The sequence below is a fragment of the Alphaproteobacteria bacterium genome (assembly GCA_017308135.1).
In the GTDB taxonomy this organism is placed as follows: Bacteria; Pseudomonadota; Alphaproteobacteria; order CACIAM-22H2; family CACIAM-22H2; genus Tagaea.
Window position 1 is genome coordinate 57,813 of record JAFKFM010000015.1, and the last position, 23,760, is coordinate 81,572.

Annotated in this window: 25 protein-coding genes; 15 read left to right on the forward strand and 10 right to left on the reverse strand. The window is 65.6% G+C overall.

Translation table 11 applies throughout. From position 1 onward, the window contains the following. Positions 1-62 precede the first annotated feature (62 nt). Positions 63-1,259, forward strand: coding sequence for a pentapeptide repeat-containing protein (locus J0H39_24500; protein ID MBN9499922.1), 1,197 nt, complete (start codon positions 63-65; stop codon positions 1,257-1,259). Here the strand turns inward: J0H39_24500 and J0H39_24505 are convergent. The 4 genes from J0H39_24505 to J0H39_24520 are packed head-to-tail and all read right to left on the reverse strand — an operon-like array spanning position 1,256 to position 3,968. Further along, positions 1,256-2,353 (reverse strand): hypothetical protein, encoded by a 1,098-nt coding sequence (locus tag J0H39_24505; protein ID MBN9499923.1) that lies wholly within the window; start codon positions 2,351-2,353, stop codon positions 1,256-1,258. The genes J0H39_24500 and J0H39_24505 overlap by 4 nt on opposite strands. A gap of 51 nt (positions 2,354-2,404) precedes the next feature. After that, positions 2,405-2,737: a YnfA family protein gene (locus J0H39_24510; GenBank protein ID MBN9499924.1), complete on the reverse strand. Its 333-nt coding sequence runs from the start codon at positions 2,735-2,737 to the stop codon at positions 2,405-2,407. Beyond that, positions 2,734-3,438, reverse strand: a complete 705-nt coding sequence (locus J0H39_24515; GenBank protein ID MBN9499925.1) for an alpha/beta fold hydrolase — start codon at positions 3,436-3,438, stop codon at positions 2,734-2,736. The genes J0H39_24510 and J0H39_24515 overlap by 4 nt, the downstream gene beginning before the upstream one ends. Further along, a complete protein-coding gene (locus J0H39_24520) occupies positions 3,435-3,968 on the reverse strand; it encodes a hydrolase (GenBank protein MBN9499926.1) in 534 nt (177 codons plus the stop codon). Before J0H39_24520 ends, J0H39_24515 begins: the two co-directional genes overlap by 4 nt. A gap of 208 nt (positions 3,969-4,176) precedes the next feature. Between J0H39_24520 and J0H39_24525 the strand changes: the two genes are divergently transcribed. The 11 genes from J0H39_24525 to J0H39_24575 all read left to right on the forward strand — a co-directional run bounded on the left by J0H39_24525 (position 4,177) and on the right by J0H39_24575 (position 14,998). Beyond that, positions 4,177-5,736, forward strand: a complete 1,560-nt coding sequence (locus J0H39_24525; protein ID MBN9499927.1) for a DEAD/DEAH box helicase — start codon at positions 4,177-4,179, stop codon at positions 5,734-5,736. A gap of 26 nt (positions 5,737-5,762) precedes the next feature. Next, complete coding sequence (locus J0H39_24530) at positions 5,763-5,996, forward strand: Lrp/AsnC ligand binding domain-containing protein (protein ID MBN9499928.1); 234 nt, start codon at positions 5,763-5,765, stop codon at positions 5,994-5,996. Positions 5,997-6,084: 88 nt separating this feature from the next. Further along, positions 6,085-7,173, forward strand: a complete 1,089-nt coding sequence (locus J0H39_24535) for a PQQ-dependent sugar dehydrogenase (GenBank protein ID MBN9499929.1) — start codon at positions 6,085-6,087, stop codon at positions 7,171-7,173. Between the two features lie 69 nt (positions 7,174-7,242). Then, complete coding sequence (locus tag J0H39_24540; protein ID MBN9499930.1) at positions 7,243-8,025, forward strand: SDR family oxidoreductase; 783 nt, start codon at positions 7,243-7,245, stop codon at positions 8,023-8,025. Beyond that, positions 8,025-8,513: a MarR family transcriptional regulator gene (locus J0H39_24545; GenBank protein ID MBN9499931.1), complete on the forward strand. Its 489-nt coding sequence runs from the start codon at positions 8,025-8,027 to the stop codon at positions 8,511-8,513. The genes J0H39_24540 and J0H39_24545 overlap by 1 nt, the downstream gene beginning before the upstream one ends. Continuing rightward, positions 8,513-9,334, forward strand: coding sequence for an enoyl-CoA hydratase family protein (locus tag J0H39_24550; protein ID MBN9499932.1), 822 nt, complete (start codon positions 8,513-8,515; stop codon positions 9,332-9,334). Before J0H39_24545 ends, J0H39_24550 begins: the two co-directional genes overlap by 1 nt. After that, positions 9,334-10,488, forward strand: a complete 1,155-nt coding sequence (locus tag J0H39_24555) for an acyl-CoA dehydrogenase family protein (GenBank protein ID MBN9499933.1) — start codon at positions 9,334-9,336, stop codon at positions 10,486-10,488. The genes J0H39_24550 and J0H39_24555 overlap by 1 nt, the downstream gene beginning before the upstream one ends. Next, positions 10,485-11,930: an NADH:flavin oxidoreductase gene (locus J0H39_24560; GenBank protein MBN9499934.1), complete on the forward strand. Its 1,446-nt coding sequence runs from the start codon at positions 10,485-10,487 to the stop codon at positions 11,928-11,930. The genes J0H39_24555 and J0H39_24560 overlap by 4 nt, the downstream gene beginning before the upstream one ends. Before the next feature lie 7 nt (positions 11,931-11,937). Further along, positions 11,938-13,566, forward strand: coding sequence for an AMP-binding protein (locus tag J0H39_24565; GenBank protein ID MBN9499935.1), 1,629 nt, complete (start codon positions 11,938-11,940; stop codon positions 13,564-13,566). Positions 13,567-13,981: 415 nt separating this feature from the next. Beyond that, positions 13,982-14,752 (forward strand): enoyl-CoA hydratase/isomerase family protein, encoded by a 771-nt coding sequence (locus tag J0H39_24570; GenBank protein MBN9499936.1) that lies wholly within the window; start codon positions 13,982-13,984, stop codon positions 14,750-14,752. 21 nt (positions 14,753-14,773) lie between these two features. Beyond that, a complete protein-coding gene (locus J0H39_24575; protein MBN9499937.1) occupies positions 14,774-14,998 on the forward strand; it encodes a hypothetical protein in 225 nt (74 codons plus the stop codon). Positions 14,999-15,014: 16 nt separating this feature from the next. On the opposite strand, the gene J0H39_24580 is transcribed toward J0H39_24575, so the two are convergent. From J0H39_24580 to uraH, 6 genes are all read right to left on the reverse strand, one after another. Continuing rightward, positions 15,015-15,515: a sel1 repeat family protein gene (locus tag J0H39_24580; protein ID MBN9499938.1), complete on the reverse strand. Its 501-nt coding sequence runs from the start codon at positions 15,513-15,515 to the stop codon at positions 15,015-15,017. Continuing rightward, on the reverse strand, positions 15,512-16,420 hold the full coding sequence (locus J0H39_24585; GenBank protein MBN9499939.1) for a DMT family transporter: 909 nt from the start codon (positions 16,418-16,420) through the stop codon (positions 15,512-15,514). Before J0H39_24585 ends, J0H39_24580 begins: the two co-directional genes overlap by 4 nt. 42 nt (positions 16,421-16,462) lie before the next feature. Beyond that, a complete protein-coding gene (gene folE, locus J0H39_24590) occupies positions 16,463-17,092 on the reverse strand; it encodes a GTP cyclohydrolase I FolE (GenBank protein ID MBN9499940.1) in 630 nt (209 codons plus the stop codon). Between the two features lie 189 nt (positions 17,093-17,281). Continuing rightward, complete coding sequence (locus J0H39_24595; protein MBN9499941.1) at positions 17,282-19,315, reverse strand: PhoX family phosphatase; 2,034 nt, start codon at positions 19,313-19,315, stop codon at positions 17,282-17,284. A 106-nt stretch (positions 19,316-19,421) separates the two neighbouring features. After that, entirely contained in the window at positions 19,422-20,330 is a 909-nt protein-coding gene (locus tag J0H39_24600; GenBank protein ID MBN9499942.1) for a urate hydroxylase PuuD, read from the reverse strand. Positions 20,331-20,338: 8 nt separating this feature from the next. Next, positions 20,339-20,692: a hydroxyisourate hydrolase gene (gene uraH, locus J0H39_24605; GenBank protein ID MBN9499943.1), complete on the reverse strand. Its 354-nt coding sequence runs from the start codon at positions 20,690-20,692 to the stop codon at positions 20,339-20,341. 224 nt (positions 20,693-20,916) lie between these two features. Between uraH and J0H39_24610 the strand changes: the two genes are divergently transcribed. From J0H39_24610 to J0H39_24620, 3 genes are read left to right on the forward strand one after another with little or no spacing between them, the layout of a single operon-like run. Then, complete coding sequence (locus J0H39_24610; protein MBN9499944.1) at positions 20,917-21,717, forward strand: ABC transporter ATP-binding protein; 801 nt, start codon at positions 20,917-20,919, stop codon at positions 21,715-21,717. After that, positions 21,714-22,709, forward strand: coding sequence for a methyltransferase domain-containing protein (locus J0H39_24615; protein MBN9499945.1), 996 nt, complete (start codon positions 21,714-21,716; stop codon positions 22,707-22,709). Before J0H39_24610 ends, J0H39_24615 begins: the two co-directional genes overlap by 4 nt. Further along, on the forward strand, positions 22,706-23,758 hold the full coding sequence (locus J0H39_24620) for a PAS domain-containing sensor histidine kinase (protein MBN9499946.1): 1,053 nt from the start codon (positions 22,706-22,708) through the stop codon (positions 23,756-23,758). The genes J0H39_24615 and J0H39_24620 overlap by 4 nt, the downstream gene beginning before the upstream one ends. Positions 23,759-23,760 lie beyond the last annotated feature (2 nt).

Here is a 23,760-nt window from a genome sequence, read left to right on the forward strand (position 1 = left end):
CAGAAATTTTCCCGTTGCGCTGCAAATAGAGTGAAAATTGCCCGAACACGCCGCGGGTATTCATGTCGAACGAAAACGAACGCGATCTCGAAGATATCCGCCAATTCCTGACGTCCGCGAAAAACATCCAGCGCGGCGCACCGCTGGATTTGACCCGCAAAGATCTGTCCGGCGCCAATCTGGTCGGCCGCGAATTGACCGGGGCCCGCATGGCGGGCGTCAAGCTCGTCAACGCAAGGCTCGCCCGCGCGTCGCTGCTCGAGGCCGATCTGTTCGGCGCCGATCTCGCTGGGGCCGATCTGCAAGCCGCCGATATGCGCCGCGCGACCTTGCGCGGCGTCACGCTGAAAGGCGCCAATCTCAACGGCGCCAATCTGGCGGGGGCCGATTTTCGCGGCGGCGTGATGATGGATGCCAGCGGCAATGGCGGCGGCTTCGGGCTGGAGGTCAGCGATCTTTCCGATTGCCTGATGGAATACGCGAACGCGGAACGCGCGCAGCTCGCGGGTGTCGATCTGTCGGGGGCGAGCCTTGCGGGCGCCAATCTCGAAGGTGCCTTCCTGTTCGGCGCCAATCTCGGCGGGGCCAATCTCGCCCATGCCAAACTGCGCGGCGCGGATCTGGGCGACGCGAAGCTTGCCGGTGCCACGCTGGTCGGGGCCGATCTCGCCGGAGCCAATCTCGCCAACGCGCGTGTCGGCAACACCAATCTCGCCGGCGCCAATATGGAAGGCGCCAAGCTCGACGGCGTCGATCCGGCGGGGCTGATGCTCGACGCGAGCGGCGCCTTGGTCGCGCGTAGCAAATTCGCGCCCGCCATCGCGCGCGAGATCGAAGCGCATGCGGAATGGCTCGACAGCCGGGGCCGTGCCGGCCGTGCGGCGAATTTCGACGGCGCCAATCTGGCACTCTACGATCTGGCGAAACTCGATCTGTCGGGCGCCAGTTTCCGGGGCGCCAAGCTCGCGGGCGCATCGCTCGAAGGGGCAACGCTGCTGCTGGCGAATTTCGCGGGGGCCGATCTGTTCCGCGCGAATCTCACGCGCGCCACGCTGCATGGCGCGCGCTTCCAGGAAGCGCATCTGCGCGACGCGCGGCTGACCGGCGCCCATGTCGGCGAAGTGCCGATCAACGACGCCAGCGGCAAACCGACGGGCCGCAAGCTGCGCACGAGTTTCGCCCGCGCGCGGGTGCGCGGCGCCGATTTCAAAGGCGTCGACATCCGCCAATGCGACACCGAAGAACTGGTGAAGGATTAACCGCGCTGGGCGACGAAATCGGCGTGCTGCAAGCCGCCATAGAACGGCTCGCCCGCCTCCAGGAAGGCGTTGACCTTCGCGTTGAAACAGAAATGCGACATGCCGTGCTTGTCGACGACTTTCAGCTTCTGGCGGCGGAACTTGCCGTCTTGCCCTTGCGGACCTGTTAGATACATCGTCGCGCGCGCGACTTTCGTGCCAAGCACGTCGAGCCCGGTTAGCTTGGCGAGGTGATTGTCGACCAGCTTCACGAAGGCTTCGGTGTCGAGCGGCGGCACCCCTTCCCCGCCGGTGCGCGTGAAGTCGCCGACCAGGATTTGCCCGGCGCGGCAATTCTGGATCAGGCGCGCCACCGCGATCGTCACGTCGCCGACGATGTATTCGGCGAAGCCCAATTCGTCGCGCGACGGGCGATAATAGGTGTAGTGGCTCCCCACGCTCAGGCTGCCGCGCAGTTCCGGCACCGCGTCGGCGACCTTCGTCGTGCGCTTGATCGCGAGGTAATAGATCGACAGCAGCACGTTGAAGGCGAACAACGCCGCGTCGGCCTCCACGCCCTTGCGCGCATTCCAGACGTAATATCCGTCGCCGGTGGTCGAGCGTTCCATCGTGAACGGAAAGCCGAGCTTCGCCGCCGCCTCGCCCGCCAAATTGATCGCGAAATCGAGCGTGGCGAGCTGGGCCGCCTGAATCTCCGGCCGGTTCTTCGAGAAAGCGACGATATCGAGCAGCAGCACGGCGCGCGCCTCGCTGTGCTGCACGCAAAGCGGCATGAATTCTCGGTCGATCAAGGCGGGCGCGATCTCGCCCGTCATGTCGCCGACCGGGCGCGGCAAACGCAATTCGATCGGCTGCACGGCGAGGAACCGTGCGACCTCGTCGAACGCGCCGTCGCCCATATGCCGCTCGCCCGAGAACACGCGGCGCGGCGGATCCTCCAGCGTAAACAGCCGAATTTTCGGCACGGTTAGGATTTCCAGGCCGCGCGGCGTTTCGCGCCAGCCGACCAGCGCGTGACTGCCCAGCCGCCAGAGCGAGCGGAAAGCGCGGCGGATTTGCTGGGCGATTTCGTCGTCGGATGCGGGCGAAGACAAGGCGGGCCTCGAAAGTTCCGCCCCAGCAATGCCCATATCGGGCGCGTTATTTCAAGCCCCGGCGCGTGGGCCGAACAAAATCAGCGCCGCGCCGACGAAACACAGCGCCGCCCCGATCAAATCCCAGCGGTCGGGCATACGGCCTTCGACACCCCACAGCCAGAGCAGCGACGCGCCGATATAGACGCCGCCATAGGCCGCGTAGGCGCGCCCCGCCGCTTCGGCGGGGCTCAATGTCAGCAGCCAAGCGAAGGCCGCGAGCGACACGGCACCGCCGATCAGCCAAAGCGGCGACGCCCCGCCGCGCATCCAAATCCAGAAGGCGAAACAGCCGGCGATCTCCGCCAGTGCGGCACCGGCATAGATGGCAAGCGTTGCGATCATTCCGCCAGCAGCCAGCGGCGCATCGCGGCGGAAGTTTCCTCGGGCTTTTCCATCGTCGCGAGATGGCCGCAATCCTCCAGCACGACCAGCTGCGCCGCCGGAATATCGGCCGCCATCTCGCGGCTCATCTCCAACGGCGTGGCCTGATCCTCGCGCCCGCACAGCACCAGCGCATGGCATTGGATCAGCGGCAATTGGGGGCGCGAGTCCGGCCGCTCCATGATCGCCGCTTGCTGGCGGCAGAACGCGTCCGAGCCCACGCGCAGAGTCATCGCCTGCACCGCATCGATGATGCCGGGATCGCGCGCCGAAGATTTGGGGCTGACCCAATTATGGATCAGCTGCGGCGTCACCCCTTTGAACTTGCCGCGCTTGGCGTGCGACACGAACATCTTGCGGTTCCGGTTCTGCGCGGGCGTATCGGCGCGCGCGGAAGTATCGAGCAACGCCACACGCAGCACGCGCTCGCTGGCGCGGCGCAAAATCTCGAACGTCAGATAGCCGCCCATCGACAAACCGGCGAGCGCGAATTTCGCGGGCGCGTTGGCCAACACGTGATCCGCCATGCCGGCGAGCGTGTCGTGCCGCGTGAGATCGGCGACGTGGCAATCGGCGATATCCGACAGCGCGTCGATCTGTTTTTGCCAGAGCGCTTGATCGCACAGCAGACCGGGCAGAAGAACGAGGGGGATCTTGTTCATTTGATCAACGCCGAAAGTTCTTTGAATTGCGGCGTGCCCGCCGCGTGCAGCCATTCGAAGATCGTCATCTCGACATTGACGATCGACACGCCTTCGGCGCGCAGGCGAAGCGCCGCGAGTTCCTTGTCCGCGAGCTTGCGCGACGAAATCGCGTCCCACACGACCGCGACGTCGTAGCCTTTGGCTTTGAAGCCGAGGGCCGATTGCAGGACGCAGACATGCGCCTCGATTCCGCAAATCACGAGTTGGCGGCGATTTTGGGCCTCGATCGCGCGGGCAATGCCTTCGTCATCCGCGCACGAGAACGTCATCTTGGCGCATACCGGGCCTGCGTCCTTCAACGCCGCCACGGTCGGCCCCAGACCCTTCGGATATTGTTCCGAAACCAGCACGGGAACCGCCAAGCGCTTGGCGGCGGTCACCAATTTGGCGCATCCGCCGGTCACGCGGTCGGGTTCGGCCATCGCCGGCAGCAGGCGTTCCTGCACGTCGACGACCAGCAATTGGGCTTTGGCAGCGTCCATAATCATGCGTAACCCTTAGCCGGAACCTTGACTTTTCGCCATAAATCCATAGTTTCCTACCGTTCTGCGGGGTTTTACCGCGACTGCGAAAAGGCGCCGTACCTTGCGCCTTCCCTCTGGGGTCCCGATCGGCGGGACCCGCCGCCCGGGATGCCACCGGGAGGTCGCGCTGCCAAAGACGAATGCGGCGCCAACCGAAACGAAGACCGGAGTAATGACTTTCGAAGATTTGGGGCTCTCCGAGCCCGTTCTGAACGCGATCAAAGATGCGGGGTATACGACCCCGACACCCATCCAAGAAAAAGCGATTCCCTACGTCCAGATGGGCCGCGACGTTCTGGGCTGCGCCCAGACCGGCACGGGAAAAACGGCAAGCTTCGTGCTGCCGATGATCGACGCGCTGAGCCAAGGCCGCGCCAAGGCGCGCATGCCGCGCTCGCTGATCCTGGAACCGACGCGCGAACTCGCCGCGCAGGTCGCCGAGAATTTCGACAAATACGGCAAGTATCTGAAGCTGACGAAGGCGCTGCTGATCGGCGGCGTGTCGATGGACGAACAGCAGAAGGCGCTGGAACGCGGCGTCGACGTGCTGATCGCCACGCCGGGCCGCTTGCTCGACCTGTTCGATCGCGGCCGCATCCTGATGCACGACACCAAGCTGCTGGTGATCGACGAAGCCGACCGCATGCTCGACATGGGTTTCATCCCCGACGTCGAGCGCATCGTGTCGCTGCTGCCCCCCTTGCGCCAGACGCTGTTCTTCTCCGCGACCATGGCGCCGGAAATCAAGCGCCTGGCCGACAAGTTCCTCAACAATCCGAAGGAAGTCGCGGTCTCGGCCCCGGCCGCCACGGCCGATACGGTGACGCAAGGCATCGTCACGGTCGCCGAACGCGAGAAGCGCGAAACGCTGCGCCGCTTGATCGGCGCGCAGCAGATCAAGAACGCGCTCGTGTTCTGCAACCGCAAGCGCGACGTCGACATCCTGTGGAAATCACTCAAGCGCCACGGCTTCAACGTGGGCGCGTTGCACGGCGACATGGACCAGACGACGCGCATGGAAACGCTCGACGGGTTCAAGCGCGAAGAGATCCAGATCCTCGTCTGCTCCGACGTGGCCGCGCGCGGCCTCGACATCGGCGGCTTGTCGCACGTGTTCAATTTCGACGTGCCGATCAACGCCGAGGATTACGTCCACCGCATCGGCCGCACGGGCCGCGCGGGGCGCTCGGGCATCGCCTATACGATCGCCACGCGCGACGATTCCAAATTCGTGCGCGCGATCGAATCGCTGATCAAGAAGCCGATCCCGCCGATCGTGCTGGAAGGCTTCGAAGCGCCGACCGGCGGCGACGCCGAAGGCGACAGCCCGCGCCCGGAACGCGAGTCCCGTTCGCGCGGCGGGCGTGGCGGTCGCGATCGCGGCGGCCGTTCGCGTCGTCCCAGTCGCGACGAAACCCCGGCACCGGAAGCGACGGGCGAATTGCCCCTCGCGGTCGAAGCGCCGGTTGTTGTCGCGGAGACGGTCATGGCCGAACCCGCCGCAGTGGTCGACTTCGTACCGCCGGCCCCGGTGCACGCGCCGGCCCCGCGTCCGCGCCAGCCGCGCCGCCAGGAACGCCAATCGCATCAGGAGCGCGTCCATCACGAACGCACGCCCGGCGATAGCGTCGGCAACGAGCGCCATGCCCCGCTGCCGGAAGGCCTGGGGCGCGGCTTCGACGACGGCGGGGTCCCCGCCTTCCTGTTGCGCGGACGGCGCGCGGCGGGTTAACTGATCGGCGAGGGAGTGCTTCGCCCATGCAGACGATCTTCATCATGGTGAAATGCGAACTCGGTCACGCTTACGACGTGGCCGAGCGCGCGATGGAGACCGAACAGGTCTCCGAGGTCTATTCGATCTCGGGCCAGTACGATCTGCATCTGAAATGCTACTTGCCGGACGACATGGATCCCGGCCATTTCGTGATGGGCATCCAGAAAATTCCCGGCGTGAAGGACACGTTCACGCTGATCACGTTCAAGGCCTTTTAGGGCAAGGCCTTCTAGGTCAAGGCGTTCCAACGCCCTTGAACTGAACGGCGCGTCGCCCCACCCTTCCTTCGGAACGGTGGAGGCGTAAATGCGTTTTCTATTTGTAATTTTGGCAATGTTTGCCGCGCCTATCGCGGCGCAAGCGCAGGATTATCGCGTCGAAACGCTGGCGCGCGGGCTCGAAAATCCCTGGGCCGTCGCCTTCCTGCCGAACGGCGACGCGCTGATCACCGAACGCCCCGGCCGTTTGCGGCTCTACACGAACGGCGCGTTGCGCGCCGAGCCCGTCGTGGGCCTGCCGCAAGTCTATGCCAGCGGCCAAGGCGGCTTGCTCGATGTGGCACTCGCGCCGGATTTCGCGACGACCGGCGAAATCTATCTGACGATGGCCGCACAGACCGAGGGCGGTGCCCTCACCCGCCTCGTGCGCGCGCGCTACGCCGATGGGCGTTTGAATAATGTCGCGACTTTGCTCGACGCCACACCGGCGGGATCGGGCGGGCGACATTTCGGCTCGCGCCTCGCCTTCGGCACGGACGGATTCCTCTACTTGACGACGGGCGATCGCGGAAACGATCCGCGCGCGCAACGCACCGACGATCTGGCGGGCAAGGTGCTGCGCCTCGCGCGCGACGGCAAGCCCGCGCCCGGCAATCCGTTCCTCGATCGCAACGGCTATCGGCCGGAGATCTTTTCCTATGGCCATCGCAACCCGCAGGGCCTCGCCTTCGATGGTGCCACGTTGTGGAGCGTCGAGCACGGGCCGCAAGGCGGCGACGAAATCAACATCGTCAAGCCCGGCCTCAATTACGGCTGGCCGGTCGTGACGCATGGCCGCCAATACGGCTCGGGGACGCAAATCGGCGAAGGTACCTCTAAGCCCGGCATGGAAGACCCCGTGCATATCTGGGGCCCGACCTCGCCCGCGACGTCGGGACTCGCGATCTATCGCGGCGACGCCTTCCCCGCGTGGCGCGGCGATTTGCTGGTCGGCATGCTGCGCGAAGGGGCGATCCGCCGCGTGACGATCCGCGACGGGCGCGTCACGGGCGAACAGAAACTCGCCGAGGGCGCGGCCGGGCGTATTCGCGATGTGCGTGTCGGGCCCGACGGTTACGTCTATTTCGTCAGCGATTCGCGCGACGGCGTTCTGGCGCGGCTGGTGCCCGCGCGCTGACGTGCCTTGCGCTTCCCCGGCCAGATACTTTAGACTTAAAGTATCTCGCCTGGGGAGGCCGGATTGTCGATTGAAACCACCGTTGATACCGACGCCCATCGTCCGCTCGCGGGCTGCCACGCGCTCGTCACGGGTGCGTCGCGCGGCATCGGTGCTGCCATCGCCCGCGCCCTTCACGCCGACGGCGCGCGCCTGACGCTGATCGCGCGCAACGTCACGCATTTGGCCCCGCTCGCGGCCGAGCTTGGCGCTGAAGCCCTCGCCTGCGACGTGACCGATGCGAAAGCGCTGGGCCACGCTTTCGCCACCGCCGCCGGGCACCAGCATGTCGATATTCTGGTGAACAACGCGGGCCACGCCGAAACCGCCCCCTTCGGGCGCACGGATCCCGAGATGTGGGCGCGGATGCTCAATCTCAACCTCACCGCCGCATATACCGCGTGCCGACTCGCGATCCCGGCGATGGCCGCCGATGGCTGGGGCCGCGTGATCAACGTCGCCTCCACCGCCGGTCTCAAAGGCTACGCCTACACCTCCGCCTACACCGCCGCGAAACACGGGCTGGTCGGGCTCACCAAAGCGCTCGCGGCCGAATACGCGCGCAGCGGCGTGACCGTGAACGCCGTGTGCCCCGGCTACACCGACACGCCGATGCTGGCCGATGCGGCCGCCCGCGTCGCCGCCAAAACCGGCAAGGCGGATAGCGACATTAAAACCGGCTTCGCCGCCGCGAACCCGATGGGCCGTTTGATCAAGCCCGAGGAAGTCGCCGCGTGCGTCGCGTGGCTGGCGCGCGACGAAGCCGCGTCGGTGACGGGCGCTGCCATTCCGATCGCCGCAGGGGAAATCTGATGGATCGCGAACGCGGACACGAGGATTCGGACCATCTGCAACTGCGCGCCTGGCTGCGCTTGCTCACCTGCGCGAACTTGATCGAATCGCGCGTGCGCGGCGGGTTGCGCGAAACCTGGAACATCACGCTGCCGCGCTTCGATCTTCTGTCGCAGTTGCACCGCGCGGGCGACGACGGTTTGACGATGGGCGATTTGTCGCGCGCCATGATGGTGTCGGCGGGCAACGTCACCGGCCTCGTCGAAGCCTTGGTCGGCGAAGGTCTCGTGCGCCGCACGATTTCCGCCGCCGATCGCCGCCAATCGCGCGTGCGTCTCACCCCCGCCGGCAAACGCGGCTTTGAAGCAATGCTGCCCGAACACGAACGCTGGATCGACGAAGCCTTCGCCGGCCTCGACCGCAGCGACCTCAAACGCCTGCTCGAATTGCTGGCGAAGCTCAAACAATCCGCCAAAGCCGCCGAGCGCGGCGGCAAGGAAGCCGCATAATGCTGACCCGCTACGACGCCGCGCGCTTCGCGCCCAAGCATTTCGGCTGGTCGGTGGACGGCAAGGTTGCACACATCGTGCTGAACCGGCCGGAGAAGAAGAATCCGCTAACGTTCGAGAGCTACGCCGAGCTGCGCGATCTGTTCCGCGACCTTTGCTATGTCGACCAGATCAAGGCCGTGATCATCACGGGGGCCGGCGGCAATTTCTGCTCGGGCGGCGACGTGCATGAAATCATCGGCCCGCTTGTCGGCATGGAAATGCCCGATCTGCTGCGCTTCACGCGCATGACAGGCGATCTGGTCAAGGCGATCCGCGCCTGTCCGCAAGTCGTGATCGCGGGTATCGACGGCATTTGCGCCGGCGCCGGGGCCGCCATCGCGATGGCGGTGGACTTACGCATCGGCACGCCCAACGCCAAGGTCGCGTATCTGTTCACGCGCGTCGGCCTCGCGGGCTGCGACATGGGCGCTTGCGCCATCCTGCCGCGCATCATCGGCCAGGGGCGCGCCGCCGAGTTGCTGTTCACCGGCCGCTCGATGTCGGCCGAGGAAGGCGAGCGCTGGGGCTTCTTCAACAAGCTCGTGCCGCCCGCCGAACTCGAAAATTCCGCGAAAGTCTGGGCGCGCGATCTGGCGAACGGCCCGACCTTTGCCCATTCGATGACCAAGAAGGCCATCGACCACGAATGGAATATGGGCGTCGATCAGGCGATCGAAGCCGAGGCGCAAGCCCAGGCGATCTGCATGGAAACGAAGGATTTCGAGCGCGCCTATCGCGCCTTCGTCGCCAAGCAGAAGCCGGTCTTCGAGGGCAGTTGATGGCCGACCGTTCGTTCCTGCCCTGGCCGTTTTTCGAGGCGAAGCATCGCGACTTCGCCGCGCGCCTGTCGGCTTTCGGCAAAGCGAAGGTCGAACCGCTGGCGCATGACGAACACGACGCCGACGCGACGACCAAGAATTTCGTTTCGATGCTCGCGGCGGAGAAATTCCTCGACGCCGCCGTGCCCGACGGATCGCACGACGTGCGCACGTTGTGCCTCGCGCGCGAAACCCTCGCCTATCATTCCGGCCTCGCCGATTTCGCCTTCGCGATGCAAGGCTTGGGCACGGGCTCCATCGTGTTGTTCGGGAGCCCCGAACAGAAAGCCAAGTGGCTGCCGGCCGTGCGGGCGGGCAAAAGCCTGGGCGCCTTCGCGATGTCGGAGCCCGAAGGCGGATCGGACGTCGCGGCACTGCGCACCACCGCCACGAAAGACGGCGACGGGTGGCGCTTGAATGGCCGCAAGACCTGGATTTCCAACGGCGGCATCGCGGGGCAATACGTCGTCTTCGCGCGCAGCGGCGAAGCGCCGGGCGCCAAGGGCCTGTCGGCCTTCGTCGTGCCGGCCGATGCACCGGGCTTGATCGTCGAAGCGCGGATCGACGTGTCGGCCCCGCACCCGCTGGCGACATTGCGTTTCGAGAATTGCCGCGTCGGCGCCGACGCGCTGCTGGGCAAACCCGGCGACGGCTTCAAAATCGCGATGTCGACGCTGGACGTGTTCCGCTCCACCGTCGGCGCGGCGGCTTTGGGTTTCGCGCGCCGCGCGCTCGACGAAGCGATCGCGTTCTCGAAATCGCGCAAAGTTTTCGGCGCAATGCTGTCCGACATGCAGTTGACGCAAGCGGCATTGGCCGAGGCGGCGACCGAGATCGACGCGGCCGCGTTGCTGATCTATCGCGCCGCTTGGACGAAGGATAGCGGTGCGCCGCGCATCACGCGCGAAGCGTCGATGGCGAAGTTTTTCGCGACCGAGATGGCGCAGCGCGTCGTCGATCGCGCCGTGCAGCTTCATGGCGGCCAGGGCGTGGTCGCGGGCGCCACGGTCGAACGGCTCTACCGCGAAGTGCGCGCGCTGCGCATCTACGAAGGTGCGAGCGAAATCCAGAAGCTCGTCATCGCCAGTCAGATTTTGTCGGAGCCGCAGCCGTGAAAATTCTCGAACCGATCCGCATCGGCACGGCGACCGCCCCCAATCGCATCGCGGTGCCCGCGATGGTCACGCGCCTGTCGGGCGAGGACGGGTTCGTCAATCAAGGCATTATCGACCGCTATGTGCGCTACGCCGAAGGCCATGTCGGCCTGATCGTCGTCGAGGCGACGGCGATCCACGAGTCCAAATCCGGCCCGCTGCTGCGCCTGTCGCGCGACGATTTCGTCGCCGGTCATCGCGAAATGGTGAAGCAGGTCAAGGATGCCGGCCCGTCGATGATCGTGCCGCAGATCATCCATTTCATGAAGGTCGCGCGCTCGGGCTGGCGCCAGACGATCGACATGCTCTCGCCCGCCGATATCGACAAGATCGTCGAGGATTTCGGCATGGCCGCGTTGCGCGCGCGCGAAGCCGGTTACGACGGCGTCGAACTCCATTCCGCGCACGCCTATACGCTGTCGTCGTTCCTGTCGCGCCGCAACCTGCGCCGCGACGAGTATGACGGCCGCACGCTGGAAGGCCGGTTGCATATGTTCGGCCGCGTAATGACCGAAGTGCGCAAGCGCGTGGGCAAGGATTGGCCCGTGGGCGTGCGCTTCTTGGCGGAAGAAGCGATCAAGGACGGCTACGCGCTGCCCGACTCCCAGCGCATCGCGTTGCGCATGGCGCAATTGGGTGTCGACTACATCTCGCTGTCGATCGGCGGCAAATTCGAGGACGCGGTCCATAAGGAAGGCGAAGCGCTCTACCCCTACACCGGCTATTCGGGCGATCGCTGCATGCCCGGCGAGCAATACCCGCCGATGCCGCACACGCATCTCGCCGCGTCGATCAAGGAATTCATCAACGCGAACGGCTTCGATGTGCCGGTGATTTCCGCGGGCAAGATCAGCGAGCCTGCCGACGCCGAGCGGCTTCTGCAGGACGGAAAGGCCGACATGATCGGCATGGCCCGGCAATTGCTGGCGGACCCCGATTGGGTGCGCAAGGTCGCATCCGGCCGCGAAGGGGCGATCGTGCGCTGCATCTACTGCAACGTCTGCAAACAGCTCGACGAGAAGTTCAAACTCGTCGCCTGTTTCCTATGGCCCAAGGGCGTCGAGCAGGCGCCGCACGAAGACATGAGCACGCAAGCCCCCGCTTGGCCCGATGGCGATGCGGGCCTGACCGCGAAATTCGAAAACGGTGCCGTCAAGCTCGCGTGGAAACGCGCGGGCGGCGCCGTCACCGGCTACGACATCTATCGCGTCGAAGCCGACGGCACGCCGCGTATCGTCGAAGCCGTAAAGGGCACCAAATTCGTCGATCGCATGGTGCTCGGCGGCCTCGCCTACGCCTATCACGTCAAAGCCTACGACGCGTCGGGCCATACCTCGCCGCCATCGCAAACCATCCGCATCGAATTGCCGATCCCCGCTTACGACGAGACCGCCCATGCCTGAGCGCATTCTGCCGTTCACCGCCCATGTCGACAGCTTCGCGCGGGACAATCTGCCGCCGCTCGGCGAATGGCCGGAGATGTTTTTCGCGCTGCCGGAGTTCTATTACCCGCAGCGCTGCAACGCGGGCGTGGAACTCCTCGACAAGGCTGTCGCGCGCGGCTGGGGCGGTCGCGCCTGCATCCGCTTCGGCAAGGATGTGTGGACCTATGCCGATCTGCTGACCCGCGCCAACGCCATCGCGCGCGTGCTGACCGAGGATGCGGGGCTGAAGCCCGGCAACCGCGTGCTGCTGCGCTCGGCCAATAATCCGATGATGGTCGCGTGCTGGTTCGCGATCATCAAGGCGGGCGGCATTGCGGTCACGACGATGCCGCTGCTGCGTTCGCGCGAGCTCGTCCAGATCATCGACAAGGCGAAGATCGCGCTGTCGCTGTGCGATGCGCGCCTGGCCGAGGATATGGAGAAGGCTAAGGACGCGGCCGCCACCTGCAAGGACATTCTCTATTTCAACACCGATGCGGCGGACGGCATCGAAGCGCGCATGGCGAAGAAGCCGCAAGGCTTCGACAATTGCCCGACGTCGCTGACCGATGTGGCGCTGATCGCGTTCACCTCGGGCACCACCGGCAACGCGAAGGGCACGATGCATTTCCATCGCGATATCCTCGCGATCTGCGATGCCTTCCCGCGTTATATTTTGCAGCCCAACGCCGACGATATTTTCACGGGCTCGCCGCCGCTCGCCTTCACCTTCGGCTTGGGCGGGCTCGTCACCTTCCCGATGCGCTTTGGCGCATCGACCGCGTTGGTCGAGAAAGGCTCGCCCGACGTTCTGCCGCAGATCGTGCAGGACCATAAGGCGACGATCCTGTTCACTGCCCCCACCGCCTATCGCGTGATGGCGGACAACGCGCCCAAAGCGGCCTTCGCGAGCCTGACCAAGGCCGTGTCGGCGGGCGAATTCCTGCCCAAGCCGATCTTCGAGGCATGGCACGATTTCACCGGCATCAAATTGTTCGACGGTCTGGGGGCGACCGAGATGCTGCACATCTTCGTCTCCGCGCGCCAGGAAGACATCATTCCCGGCGCCACCGGCAAGGCGATCCCCGGCTATACCGCTTGCATCCTCGACGACGACGGCAACGAATTGCCGCCGGGCGAAGTCGGGCGCCTCGCCATTCGCGGCGCCACGGGCTGCCGCTATCTCGCCGATCCCGAACGCCAGAAGGCCTATGTGCAGAAGGGCTGGAACCTGACCGGCGACGCCTATCGCATGGATGAAAACGGGTACTTCTGGTACCAGGCGCGCACCGACGACATGATCGTGACGGCGGGCTACAACGTCTCGGGCCCCGAGGTCGAAGGCGCGTTGCTCGAACACGCCAAGGTCAAGGAATGCGCCGTCGTGGCCGCACCGGATCGCGATCGCGGCATGGTCGTCAAAGCCTATGTCGTGCTGCGCGACATGAAGGATGCCGGACCCGATACGGTCAAAGCGCTACAGGACCATGTGAAGGCGACGATCGCGCCCTACAAATATCCGCGCGCGGTCGAATTCGTCGATGCGTTGCCGCGCACCGAGACGGGCAAGGTCCAGCGCTTCAAGCTGCGCCAGCAGGCCGCCGGCAAAATTTGACGATTTCACGCGGCCGTCATCCTGGGCCTGTGGAAAACCTTGACCGCGAGTCTTCGGCTGATTCACACTTTGCGCGTCGATGGCCTTCCGTTTCGAGTCGCGGGGTAGCCGCGGTTCCGGAAGGCAAGGCGGGCGCGCCTTACGCGCCCTTCCGGTGACCAACGACAGGTGGCGCGGGAACGCCGCCGGTCGCCGCCACGAAAGGAGGTGATCCGTGAAACAAGGATCGTTCAACGCTGGCCACACGCCGGCAAGTGCCGCTTCGGATGGGGCCAAAGCCCATGTCCGCAGCGCCATTATCTCCATAGTGGCGCGGGTGCCGGAACGCCGCTAACGCGGCGCCGCACGATCGGTATTCGATCCGTCCCCGCCGGGTCCCGCCCGGCGGGGATATTTTTTGCTAAAATCGCCCGCCATGACCGACGCCCTTCTTCTGATCGACGAACCCGCCCCGCATGTCCGCCGGCTGACGCTGAACCGGCCGGAGGCGCGCAACGCCCTGTCCTCCCCGCTTCTCGTGGCGCTCGCCGAAGCGCTGGAGGCCGCGAGCGACGACGCCAATATCCGCGCAATCGTGCTGACCGGCGGCGCCAAGGTTTTCGCGGCGGGGGCCGACATCAAGGAACTCGCCACGCGCGACACGGTGACCGGCTTGCTCGACGCGCGCACGGCGCTGTGGGGGCGCATCCGGCGCTTCGCGAAGCCGATGGTCGCGGCGATCGACGGCTATGCGCTGGGCGGCGGTTTGGAGCTCGCCATGCACGCCGATATCGCCATCGCGGGCCCTGCGGCGCAATTCGGTCTGCCGGAGATCAATCTCGGTTTCATCCCCGGCGGCGGCGGCACGCAGCGTTTGGCGCGCATCGCCGGCCAGCAACTCGCGATGAAGCTGATCCTGACCGGCGAATTTGTCGACGCGAAAACGGCCCTCGCCGCCGGACTCGTTGCCGAGATCGCCGAGGACGCCCAATTGCGCGCGGTCGAAATCGCGGCGAAGATCGCGCAGAAGGCGCCGCTCGCGGCGCGCCTCGCCAAGGAATTGGTGCTGGCCGCGCGCGACACGCCGCTCGAAACCGGTCTCGCCTACGAACGCAAGGCGATCGCCGCGTTGTGGGGCACGGAAGATTTCAAGGAAGGTGTCGGCGCCTTCCTCGAAAAGCGCAAAGCGAATTTCGCCGGCAAATAAAACCAGATGGGAGCGACCGCCATGAAACGCCTGGGAATTGTATTTGCCGCCGCCTTGCTTACTTTCGTAAGCGCCGGCGCCTTCGCGCAAACCACGCCGAACCGGTCGAACCAAGGCGGCGAAGCGCGCGGCGCCGAGCGCGCGGGCCAAGTCCGCGACCAGAATCAGCAACGCCGCGACGCGGCCGAAACCAAGGGCAAGGGCGCCGAGAAGCGCGCGGCGAACGCGAAGAAAGACAAGAAGTAGACCCGGGCGCCGCGCGTCAACGGCGCGGCCCCGAGCCTTCCATCAATTGGCGGCGCGCACGCTCGGCTTCGTCGGGCGTCAAACGCCGCGCGATGGTCGCGGCGATTTCGCGCGCTTGGCGGCGATCGTCGCCGTCCAAGCTTTGCGCGGCGCGGATCGCCTCGATATAGGCGGCGACCGAATTGCGCGCGACGCCAAGACCTGCATCGAGCATCAGCGCGTAGTTGAGCTTGGCATGCGCATGGCCCGCGGCGGCCGCGCGCGCGAACCATTGCGCCGCAAGCACGGCATCGGCGGGCACGCCTTCGCCCTGGCGATAGAGATTGCCGAGCGAGAATTGCGCGCCGACATGCCCGCGCTCGGCCGGCCCCAGCCAGAAGAACCACGCCGATTCCGGATCGCCGGCGAAATAAGCGTCGAGCCCGCGTTCGAACGCAGCCCTGTCGTCGGCCGGAATTTGCGCGGCGGCGGGCGTCGCGATCAGCAGCGCCAAGGCCGCGAACGCCGCGCGGATCATTTTCCCGCGCGCGCCACCGCGCGCTCGCGATAGAAAACGTAAAGCCCCGCCGCCACGACGATGGCGGCGCCAAGCAGCGTCCATCCGTCGGGCACATGGCCGAAGAACAACGCGCCCATCGCCCCCGCCCAAACGATCTGCGTATAGGTGAAGGGCGCCAGAATCGCCGGCTGGGCGCGCGCATAGGCCTCGCCCATCAGGTAATGGCCGGCGGCGCCGAACACGCCCATCGTCATAAGGATTAGCCAGCCCTTCAAATCGGGCGTGACCCAGACGAACGGCACGAGCATGGAGAACACCAGCGTGCCGGTCAGCCCGGCATAAAGCAGCTGCACGCGCGAGGAATCGGTCCGCGCGAGCGAGCGCGTCGCCAAATGGTAGACCGAGTTCATCAACGCCATGCCCAGGCACAGCAAGGCGGCCCAATGCATGTCGCCGGTCGGCCGGATGACGATCAACACGCCCGCGAAGCCGACGGCGACGGCGGCCCAGCGGCGCGGGCCGACTTTCTGGCCCAGCACGAAATGCGCGATCGCGACGATCGTCAGCGGCGTGATGAACGAGATCGCCTGCGCATCGACCAACGGCAGATATTTGATCGACGAGAAGAACAGCAGCGTGACCACGCACAGCATGAAGCCGCGCGCGATATTGAGGCCAGGCCGGGCGCTGGCGAAGGCCTGGATCGGGCCCTTCCGAAGCAGGATCGGCGTCAGCAGCAGGAAGTGGAAAAGATAGCGGCCCCAAACGATCTGAAAGGGATCGAAAATCTGGGTCGCGTACTTCGCCGTCGCGTCCAGCAGCGCGAAGGAGATCGTCATCGCGACGATCAGTCCGATCGCGGTCAGATTCCGGCGTGCCTGGGAGATGGCGGCCGACGCGCCGTCCGACGTTGGGGTGCTCATGGGCGGCCAGAATAGCCGCCCCGTCGCGATATGTCGCGTGCGTCAGCCGCGCCCGACCATGGCCATGAATTCACGCCGCGTGGACGCGTTGGTGCGAAAAGCGCCGAGCATCCGGCTCGTCACCATCGACACGCCCGCCTTGTGCACGCCGCGCGTCGTCATGCACTGATGCTGGGCTTCGATCAGTACGGCGACACCCTTGGGCTGGAGCACGTCCTGCACCGCATTGGCGATCTGGGCCGTCAGCTTCTCCTGGATCTGAAGCCGCTTGGCGTAGATATCCAGCACGCGCGCGAGCTTGGAAATGCCCACGACGCGCTTGTTCGGCAGATAGGCGATATGCGCCTTGCCGACGATCGGCACCATATGGTGCTCGCAATGGCTTTCGAAGGACACGTCGCGCAGCAGCACCATTTCGTCGTAGCCGTCGGTTTCTTCGAAGGTGCGCTGCAAGATGTCGATCGGATCGCTGTCGTAGCCCTGGAAAAATTCCTCGTAGGCGCGCACGACGCGCGACGGCGTATCGATCAAGCCTTCGCGCGCCGGGTCGTCGCCGGTCCAGCGCAGTAGCGTGCGCACCGCCGCTTCGGCTTCGGCGCGCGTGGGTTTGTCGCTGGCGATCCGCGTCGTCTCGGTCGAGGAATTGTCGTCGGATCGCAACAGCGTCTCCATGGTGTCTCTCCGCATTCGGGTCGTTATCGAACCTCTTAAATGTCGGCCGCCGTCGCGCCGTTTCAAGATGCGGTAAAAATTCTCCCAAACCGCTGATCCGAGCGCGAAATCCGGCGTAGCGCGGTATCGAGAAACGAAAACGGCGCCGGGTTTCCCCGGCGCCGTTCCGTATTGACGGATTGCAGCCGATCAGCCGCCGATCACGCCGCCATCGCGCTTGGTGATCATGACCACCGACGGGCGCGCCGGCATATTGGCCTGGAAATCGGGCCAACGCGTCGGCATGTCGTCGAAGGTCGGGTGGCGACCGAACGGCGCGTATTCCTTGGCGCCGTCGGTCGCCGGGTGCTGCACCGCGACGGTCATCGCGCGGCCGTCGGAAGTGAAGTTCATCCCACAAATTTCCGCGCCGATCGGCGCGCGGAAGAACATTTTCGACGTGCCGCGCAGCGCACCCGACGTCTCGACCGCCCACACGCCGTCGGCCGTCCCCGACGCGGCCTTCCAGGCGGTCCCTTGGTCGGTGCCGACCCACAACCGCCCGGCCGGATCGATCGACATATTGTCGGGGCACGCGAACCACCCGTTCGCGGTCGTCGCCGGATTGTACATCGCCTTCTGTTCCGGCTTGGCGGGGTTGCCGCACACGACGAGCAAGTCCCAACGGAAGCGCGTGGCGGTGTGATCGTCGCCCGCTTCGGTGATCTCGACCACTTGGCCCCAGTTGTTTTCGGCGCGCGGGTTCACCGCATCGACCTGATCGGCCTTGCGGTTCGAGTTGTTGGTGAGCGTCAGATAGACTTTGCCGGTCCGCTTGTTGGGCTCGAAATCCTCCGGACGATCCATCTTGGTCGCGCCGAGCAAGTCGCCCGCGCGCCGCGCTTCGATCAGCACGTCGGCCTGGCTCGCGAAGCCGTTGGCTTCGGTGAGCGGGCCTTGCCCGTGCACCAGCGCCAGCCATTCGCCCGAACCGTCGGCATTGAACTTCGCGACGTAAAGCGTGCCCGCATCCAGCAGGTCGCGGTTCGCCGAACGGTCGTTCGGATTGAAGCGGCCGGCGGTGACGAATTTGAACGCGTACTCGAAACGCTCGTCGTCGCCCGAATACAGCACCACGCGGCCGTCGCGCGCGACGATCGTTTCCGCGCCTTCGTGCTTCGTCCGGCCCAAAGCCGTACGCTTGACCGGCGTGGAGGCCGGATCATAGGGATCGATCTCGACGACCCAGCCGTGACGGTTGGGTTCGTTCGGCTCCTTCGCCAGATCGAAGCGGTCGTAATGGGCCGCCCAATTGTACCAGCCGCCCGGCACGCCGTAGCGGCGGTGATTCGCGGTTTCCTTGTGGCCGTCGGCCAGCTTGCCGCCGAAATAGCCGTGGAAGTTCTCCTCGGCCGTGAGATAGGTGCCCCAGGGCGTCATGCCGCCGGCGCAGTTATTGATCGTGCCGTTGACCGCGCGGCCCGACGGATCGGCGGCGGTCTTCAGCCGATCGTGACCGGCGGCGGGACCCGAGATGCGCATCGACGTGTTGATATCGATCCGCCGGTTATGGCGGCCGCCGCGCACATAGCTCCATTTGCCGTTGGCGCCCTTCGCGATCTCCACGATCGACGCGCCGTGCGCCGCCATTTCCACGTCGACGAATTCCTTGGTCATCTTCGTGGCGTCGACCCGGCCCGTCGCCGGATTGGAGACGCCGCGGAACATGATTTCCGGGCTCGTGTATTCGTGGTTCACGCACATGATCGCAGCACTCGACGTATCGGCCGCGCCGGGCATCGGCGCAAGGCCGATATAGTCGCAGTTGTAGCCGAATTGCAGCGCCTGCGCGGCGCCGGTCTGCCGCTCCGGATCGAAGGCGGGCGAATTGGTGAATAGCGGATCGCCCCAACGGATCACGATGTCGGCGTCGTAGCCGGGCGAGACGTGATGGCGCTCATCCACGCCGTGGCTGATTTCGTCGAACGCGAAGGTCGCGCCGGGCAGACCGGCGGCGACGGATTGCGCTTTCGCCAGCTGCGGCGCGACGGTTGCGATCGCCGTGCCGGCGAGCAAACCGCCGAGCACCGAGCGGCGGCCCATGCGCTGCGCGAACACGTCGCCGATCGTCGGGTTCGCCGACGGGTTGACCGGAATGTCTTCCGAAATTTCGTACAACTCGCCGAAGGTCAAACCGGCGTTTTCCGGCTTGGCGGCGAGGGTGGCGTAATCCTTTTGGGACATCGAGCTCTCCCGGCGGAAAGCGTCGCGGGAATCGCGACGCGCTGCCGGGGAGTCCTAACGGCGCCGCGTGACGCCGGGATTACACCATCGTGACGCCTGGACGACGCTAACCGCGCACCACGTAGAACAGCACGACCATCCCGACCGCGGCGGCCGGCAACAGCCAGACCGCCTCGCGCGCCCCGCCCTTGTTGCGCATGTTGAAGAAGTGGCGCACGGCGATGCCGCAGACGGCCACGCCCGCCAGGATCGCCCAGTTCCATTCATGGCCCCAGGTCGACGCCCAGTTCTTCGACAGCATGATGAACACGATCGGCAGCGTGAAATAGTTGTTATGCAGCGAGCGGAATTTCGCCTGCTTGGCGTATTTGCCTTCGGGCTTGGTGCCCGCCGCCGTCGCCTCGACCAATTCGCGCTGGTTGGGAATGATGATCATCCACACATTCGCGGTCATGATCGTGCCGATGACGGCGCCCACATGGATATAGGCGGCGTGCGCGGTCATGATATGCGACAGCACATACGCCACCAGCACGAGACCCGCGAAGGTCGCGGCCATCGCACCGCCGGGATTGCCCTCGGCCCAAGCGCTCTTCCACAGCAGATCGTAGACGGTCCAGCTGATCGCGATGGTGGCGAGCGACACGGCGATCGCCGCGCCGATGCCGTAGGGTGCAAGCGCTTCGATCGTCAGGAAATCGCCGGTCGAGCCCACGTAGTAAAGCAGCGCCAGCAGCAGAATGCCCGAGATCCAGGTGAAAGCCGCTTCCCATTTGAACCAATGCAGTTCCTTGGGCAGCGTGGGCGGCGCCACGGCGAATTTCTCGACGCGATAAAAACCGCCGCCATGGACGAGCCACACCTCGCCTTCGACGCGATCCTTGGGCGTCTCCAGCGGGCGGAAATGCGATTCAAGCCAGTTGAAATAGAACGACGCGCCGATCCAGGCGATGCCGGTGATGACATGCGTCCAGCGGACGAGAATATCGAGCCATTCGAGCAGCAGCGGATCCATGGCGTTTCTCAAGACCCCCGGTAGGTGGACATGCTCCACGGCGTGGCCAGCAGCGGCACGTGGTATTTGCCGTTCGGCTCCGCGATGCCGAAGGCGATCGGCACGACGTCCAGGAACGGCGGGTCGGGCAATTGCACACCCTTCGCGCGGTAGTACGCGGCAAGCTCGAATTGGAATTCGTAGCGCCCGACTTGAAACTCCGCCCCCGGCAGCAGCGGCTTGTTGCTGCGCCCGTCGGCGTCGGTCACGCCGTCCACCAGCACGATTTCCGTATTGCCGGTCTTGCGGATCAGCTTGAACTTGAGCCCTTCGGCCGGCTTGCCGTGATAGGTGTCGAGCACATGGGTGGACAAATGGCCCATCGATTTCCTCGCTTAGGGATTGGGCAGCAAGCTAATGCCGCGCCGCAAAATCCACAAGTAAGCTCGATTTTGCCTAGGTTTAGCCCGACCTGCCCAAACGTTGAGCAACATCCTTGATTTCGCGGCTGGGACTCCGGCATCGTGACCCGGACCGGTCGATCCCGACCGGCACAGCCCTTGCTCCTTGGGGAGGAAAGTTTCCCTCGCCAGCGGAGATAAACCCCGTGACCGCAGCCGACACCTTCATCGATATCGACAAGGTCGACCTCGTTTACCGCACCAAGGACGGGGATACGCTTGCCCTCAACCAGGCGGACCTCAAAATCCGTCAGGGTGAATTCGTCGCGGTCGTCGGGCCGTCGGGCTGCGGGAAATCGACGCTGCTGAAGCTCGTCTCGGGCCTGCATCTGGCCAGCAAGGGCAACGTCATCGTCGGCGGCCAGGAAGTGACCGGCCCGCTGAAGATTTGCGGCATGGCGTTCCAGAACTCGATCATGCTGCCCTGGCGCACGCTGATGGACAACGTGCTGCTGCCGCTGGAAATCGTCGAGCCGCACGCCAAGACCTTCCGCCGCGACAAGGAAAAGCACATCGCCGCCGCGAAGGAATTGCTCGCGACCGTCGGCCTCAAAGGCTTCGAAGACAAGTTCCCCTGGCAGCTTTCGGGCGGCATGCAGCAGCGCGGCTCGCTGTGCCGCGCGCTGATCCATTCGCCGCAGATGCTGTTGCTGGACGAACCCTTCGCGGCGCTGGACGCGTTCACGCGCGAGGAATTGTGGGACGTCGTGCAGACGCTGTGGATCAAGAAGCGCCCCACCGTCATGCTCATCACCCACGATCTGCGAGAGGCCGTGTATCTGGCCGATCGCGTGTTCATGATGAGCGCGCGTCCGGGCAAGATCATCTCGATCACCGAAAGCAATTTCGCGCGCCCGCGCAAACTCGAGGACACGTTCAAGCCGGAATTCGTCGACATCGTGCACAAGCTGCGCGACGAGATTTCGGCCGTGCGCGCGTCGAAGTGACCGGGGGCGGGAGCAAGCCGCCCCCGCCCTTCACGCTCCAGCGCGCGCTGGCCGGGTTCTATCCGGCCGCCGCGTTCCTCGCCGGTCTCGAACTCGACCTGTTCGCCGCCCTCGCGCGCGGGCCCTTGCGCGCTAACGAACTCGCGCGCGCGATCGACGCGAAAGACGAAACGCGCCTCGCCGCCTTGTGCGACGCGCTCTGCGTCTACGGTTTCCTCGTGCGCGACGGCGAACGCCGCTACGCGCTGACTGCGGAATCCGCCGCCTATCTCGTGCCCGAGGCGCCCGGCTATATCGGGCCGATCGCGCCGGTCTATGGGCGCTTTTTTCGGGGCGGCCTCGATTTCGCGCGTGCGGTACGCGAGGCGACGCCCTCCGGCGCGCAGGATTCGTCGGAAGACGCGTTTCTGCGCGGCATCCACAAAACCGCCCTCGCCGTCGGGCGCGATATCGCCAAACGCTTCGATCTTTCCGGCGCCAAACACTTGATCGATGCGGGTTGCGGCGGGGCCGGTGTCGCCATCGCGCTGTGCAAGGCTTTGCCGGGCCTGACCGCGACGGCGAGCGATCTCGTCCCCGCCTTGCCGGTGGCGCGCGAATTTGTCGCGGCGGCGGGACTCGCGGATCGTATCGTCATCGACGAAGGCGATGTGCTGAAGGGCCCACCCCCCGGCGGCCCGGCCGATATCGTCGTCGCGCGGGCTTTGTTACAGGTTTTGGGACCGGCGGAAGCCGAAACGGCGCTCGTCAATCTCGCCCGAGCGGTCGCGCCCGGCGGGTTGCTGATCGTCGCCGGTGCGGTTCTTCACGACGACGGGCTTGCGCCGGACGACATGGTGGGCTTCAACTTGTCCCTGATGACACTGTTCGAACACGGCCGCGCCTATACCCAATCGAAACACGAAGCCTGGTTCGCGAAAGCGGGAATGGGCGCGCCGGCGCGCATCGTGTTGCCGTCGGGCGGCTCGCTGCTGTGGGCGCGCAAGCCATGACCGCGCAGCTCAAGTCGACGATCGACGCGCTTGCCGAACGCCTGACCGAGCCGGTCGTGCGGCTCGACGCACACCGGCGCATCGTGTTCGCCAACGCCGCCTTCGTGCGCGTGTTCGGCACCGCACCGGGCAGCATCGCCGCACTCGCCGCCGACGATACGGCCAAAGCGTCGCTGATCGCGGCGTTGTCGGCCGCCAACGAAGCCGAATTGCCGCTGACGGACGCGCAAGGCGAATTGATCCTCGTCTCGATCGATTCGATGCGCTGCGGCGACGGACATGTCGCCGTGCTGCGCCCGCAGACGACGCAAGCCTCGCGCGCGACGGATTACTTCCTCGCCGCCGCGAGCCACGAAATGCGCACGCCGCTCAACGCCATACTCGGCTTCGCGCAGATGATCGCGCGCGGCGTGGGCGGCCCCGCCACCGACAAGCAGCGCGAATACGCGGAATCGATCGAGACCGGCGCCAAGCTGCTGATGGGCATTTTCGAGGAATTGCTGGAAGTCGCGCGCGGCGACGATACGGCCGAGCGGCTCAACGAAGCCGCCCTGGATCTCGGCTCGCTCGCGCGCGGGCAGCTCGATCTCGTCCGCCCGCAAGCCGAGGACGCGCAGGTGGCGCTCGCCATGCAGCACCCACCCGAGCCGATCGCGATTTCGGCCGACGCGCGCAAGCTGTCGCAATGCGTGCTGAACATGCTCGCCAACGCGATCAATTTCGCGCCCCAAGGCAGCACGGTGACGCTGGGTCTGGGCCGCGCGCAAGACGGCGACGTGGTGCTGTGGGTCGCGGATCAAGGGCCGGGCATACCGCCCACCGATATCCGCAGCCTCGACGAGAAGTTCCTGCGTGCGGTGCCGGGCGATCTCATCCGCCGCACGCCGGGCGCGGGGCTGGGCCTCGCCATTGTGCGCCGCTATGCCGAACTGCATGGCGGGCGGCTGGATATCGGTACGGGGGCCGGCGGTGGTGCATGCGTCACGCTGCGCCTGCCCGCCAATCGCCTGCTCGGTGCCGCCCCCGCGAAACGCGCCGGGATCGTTTAGCC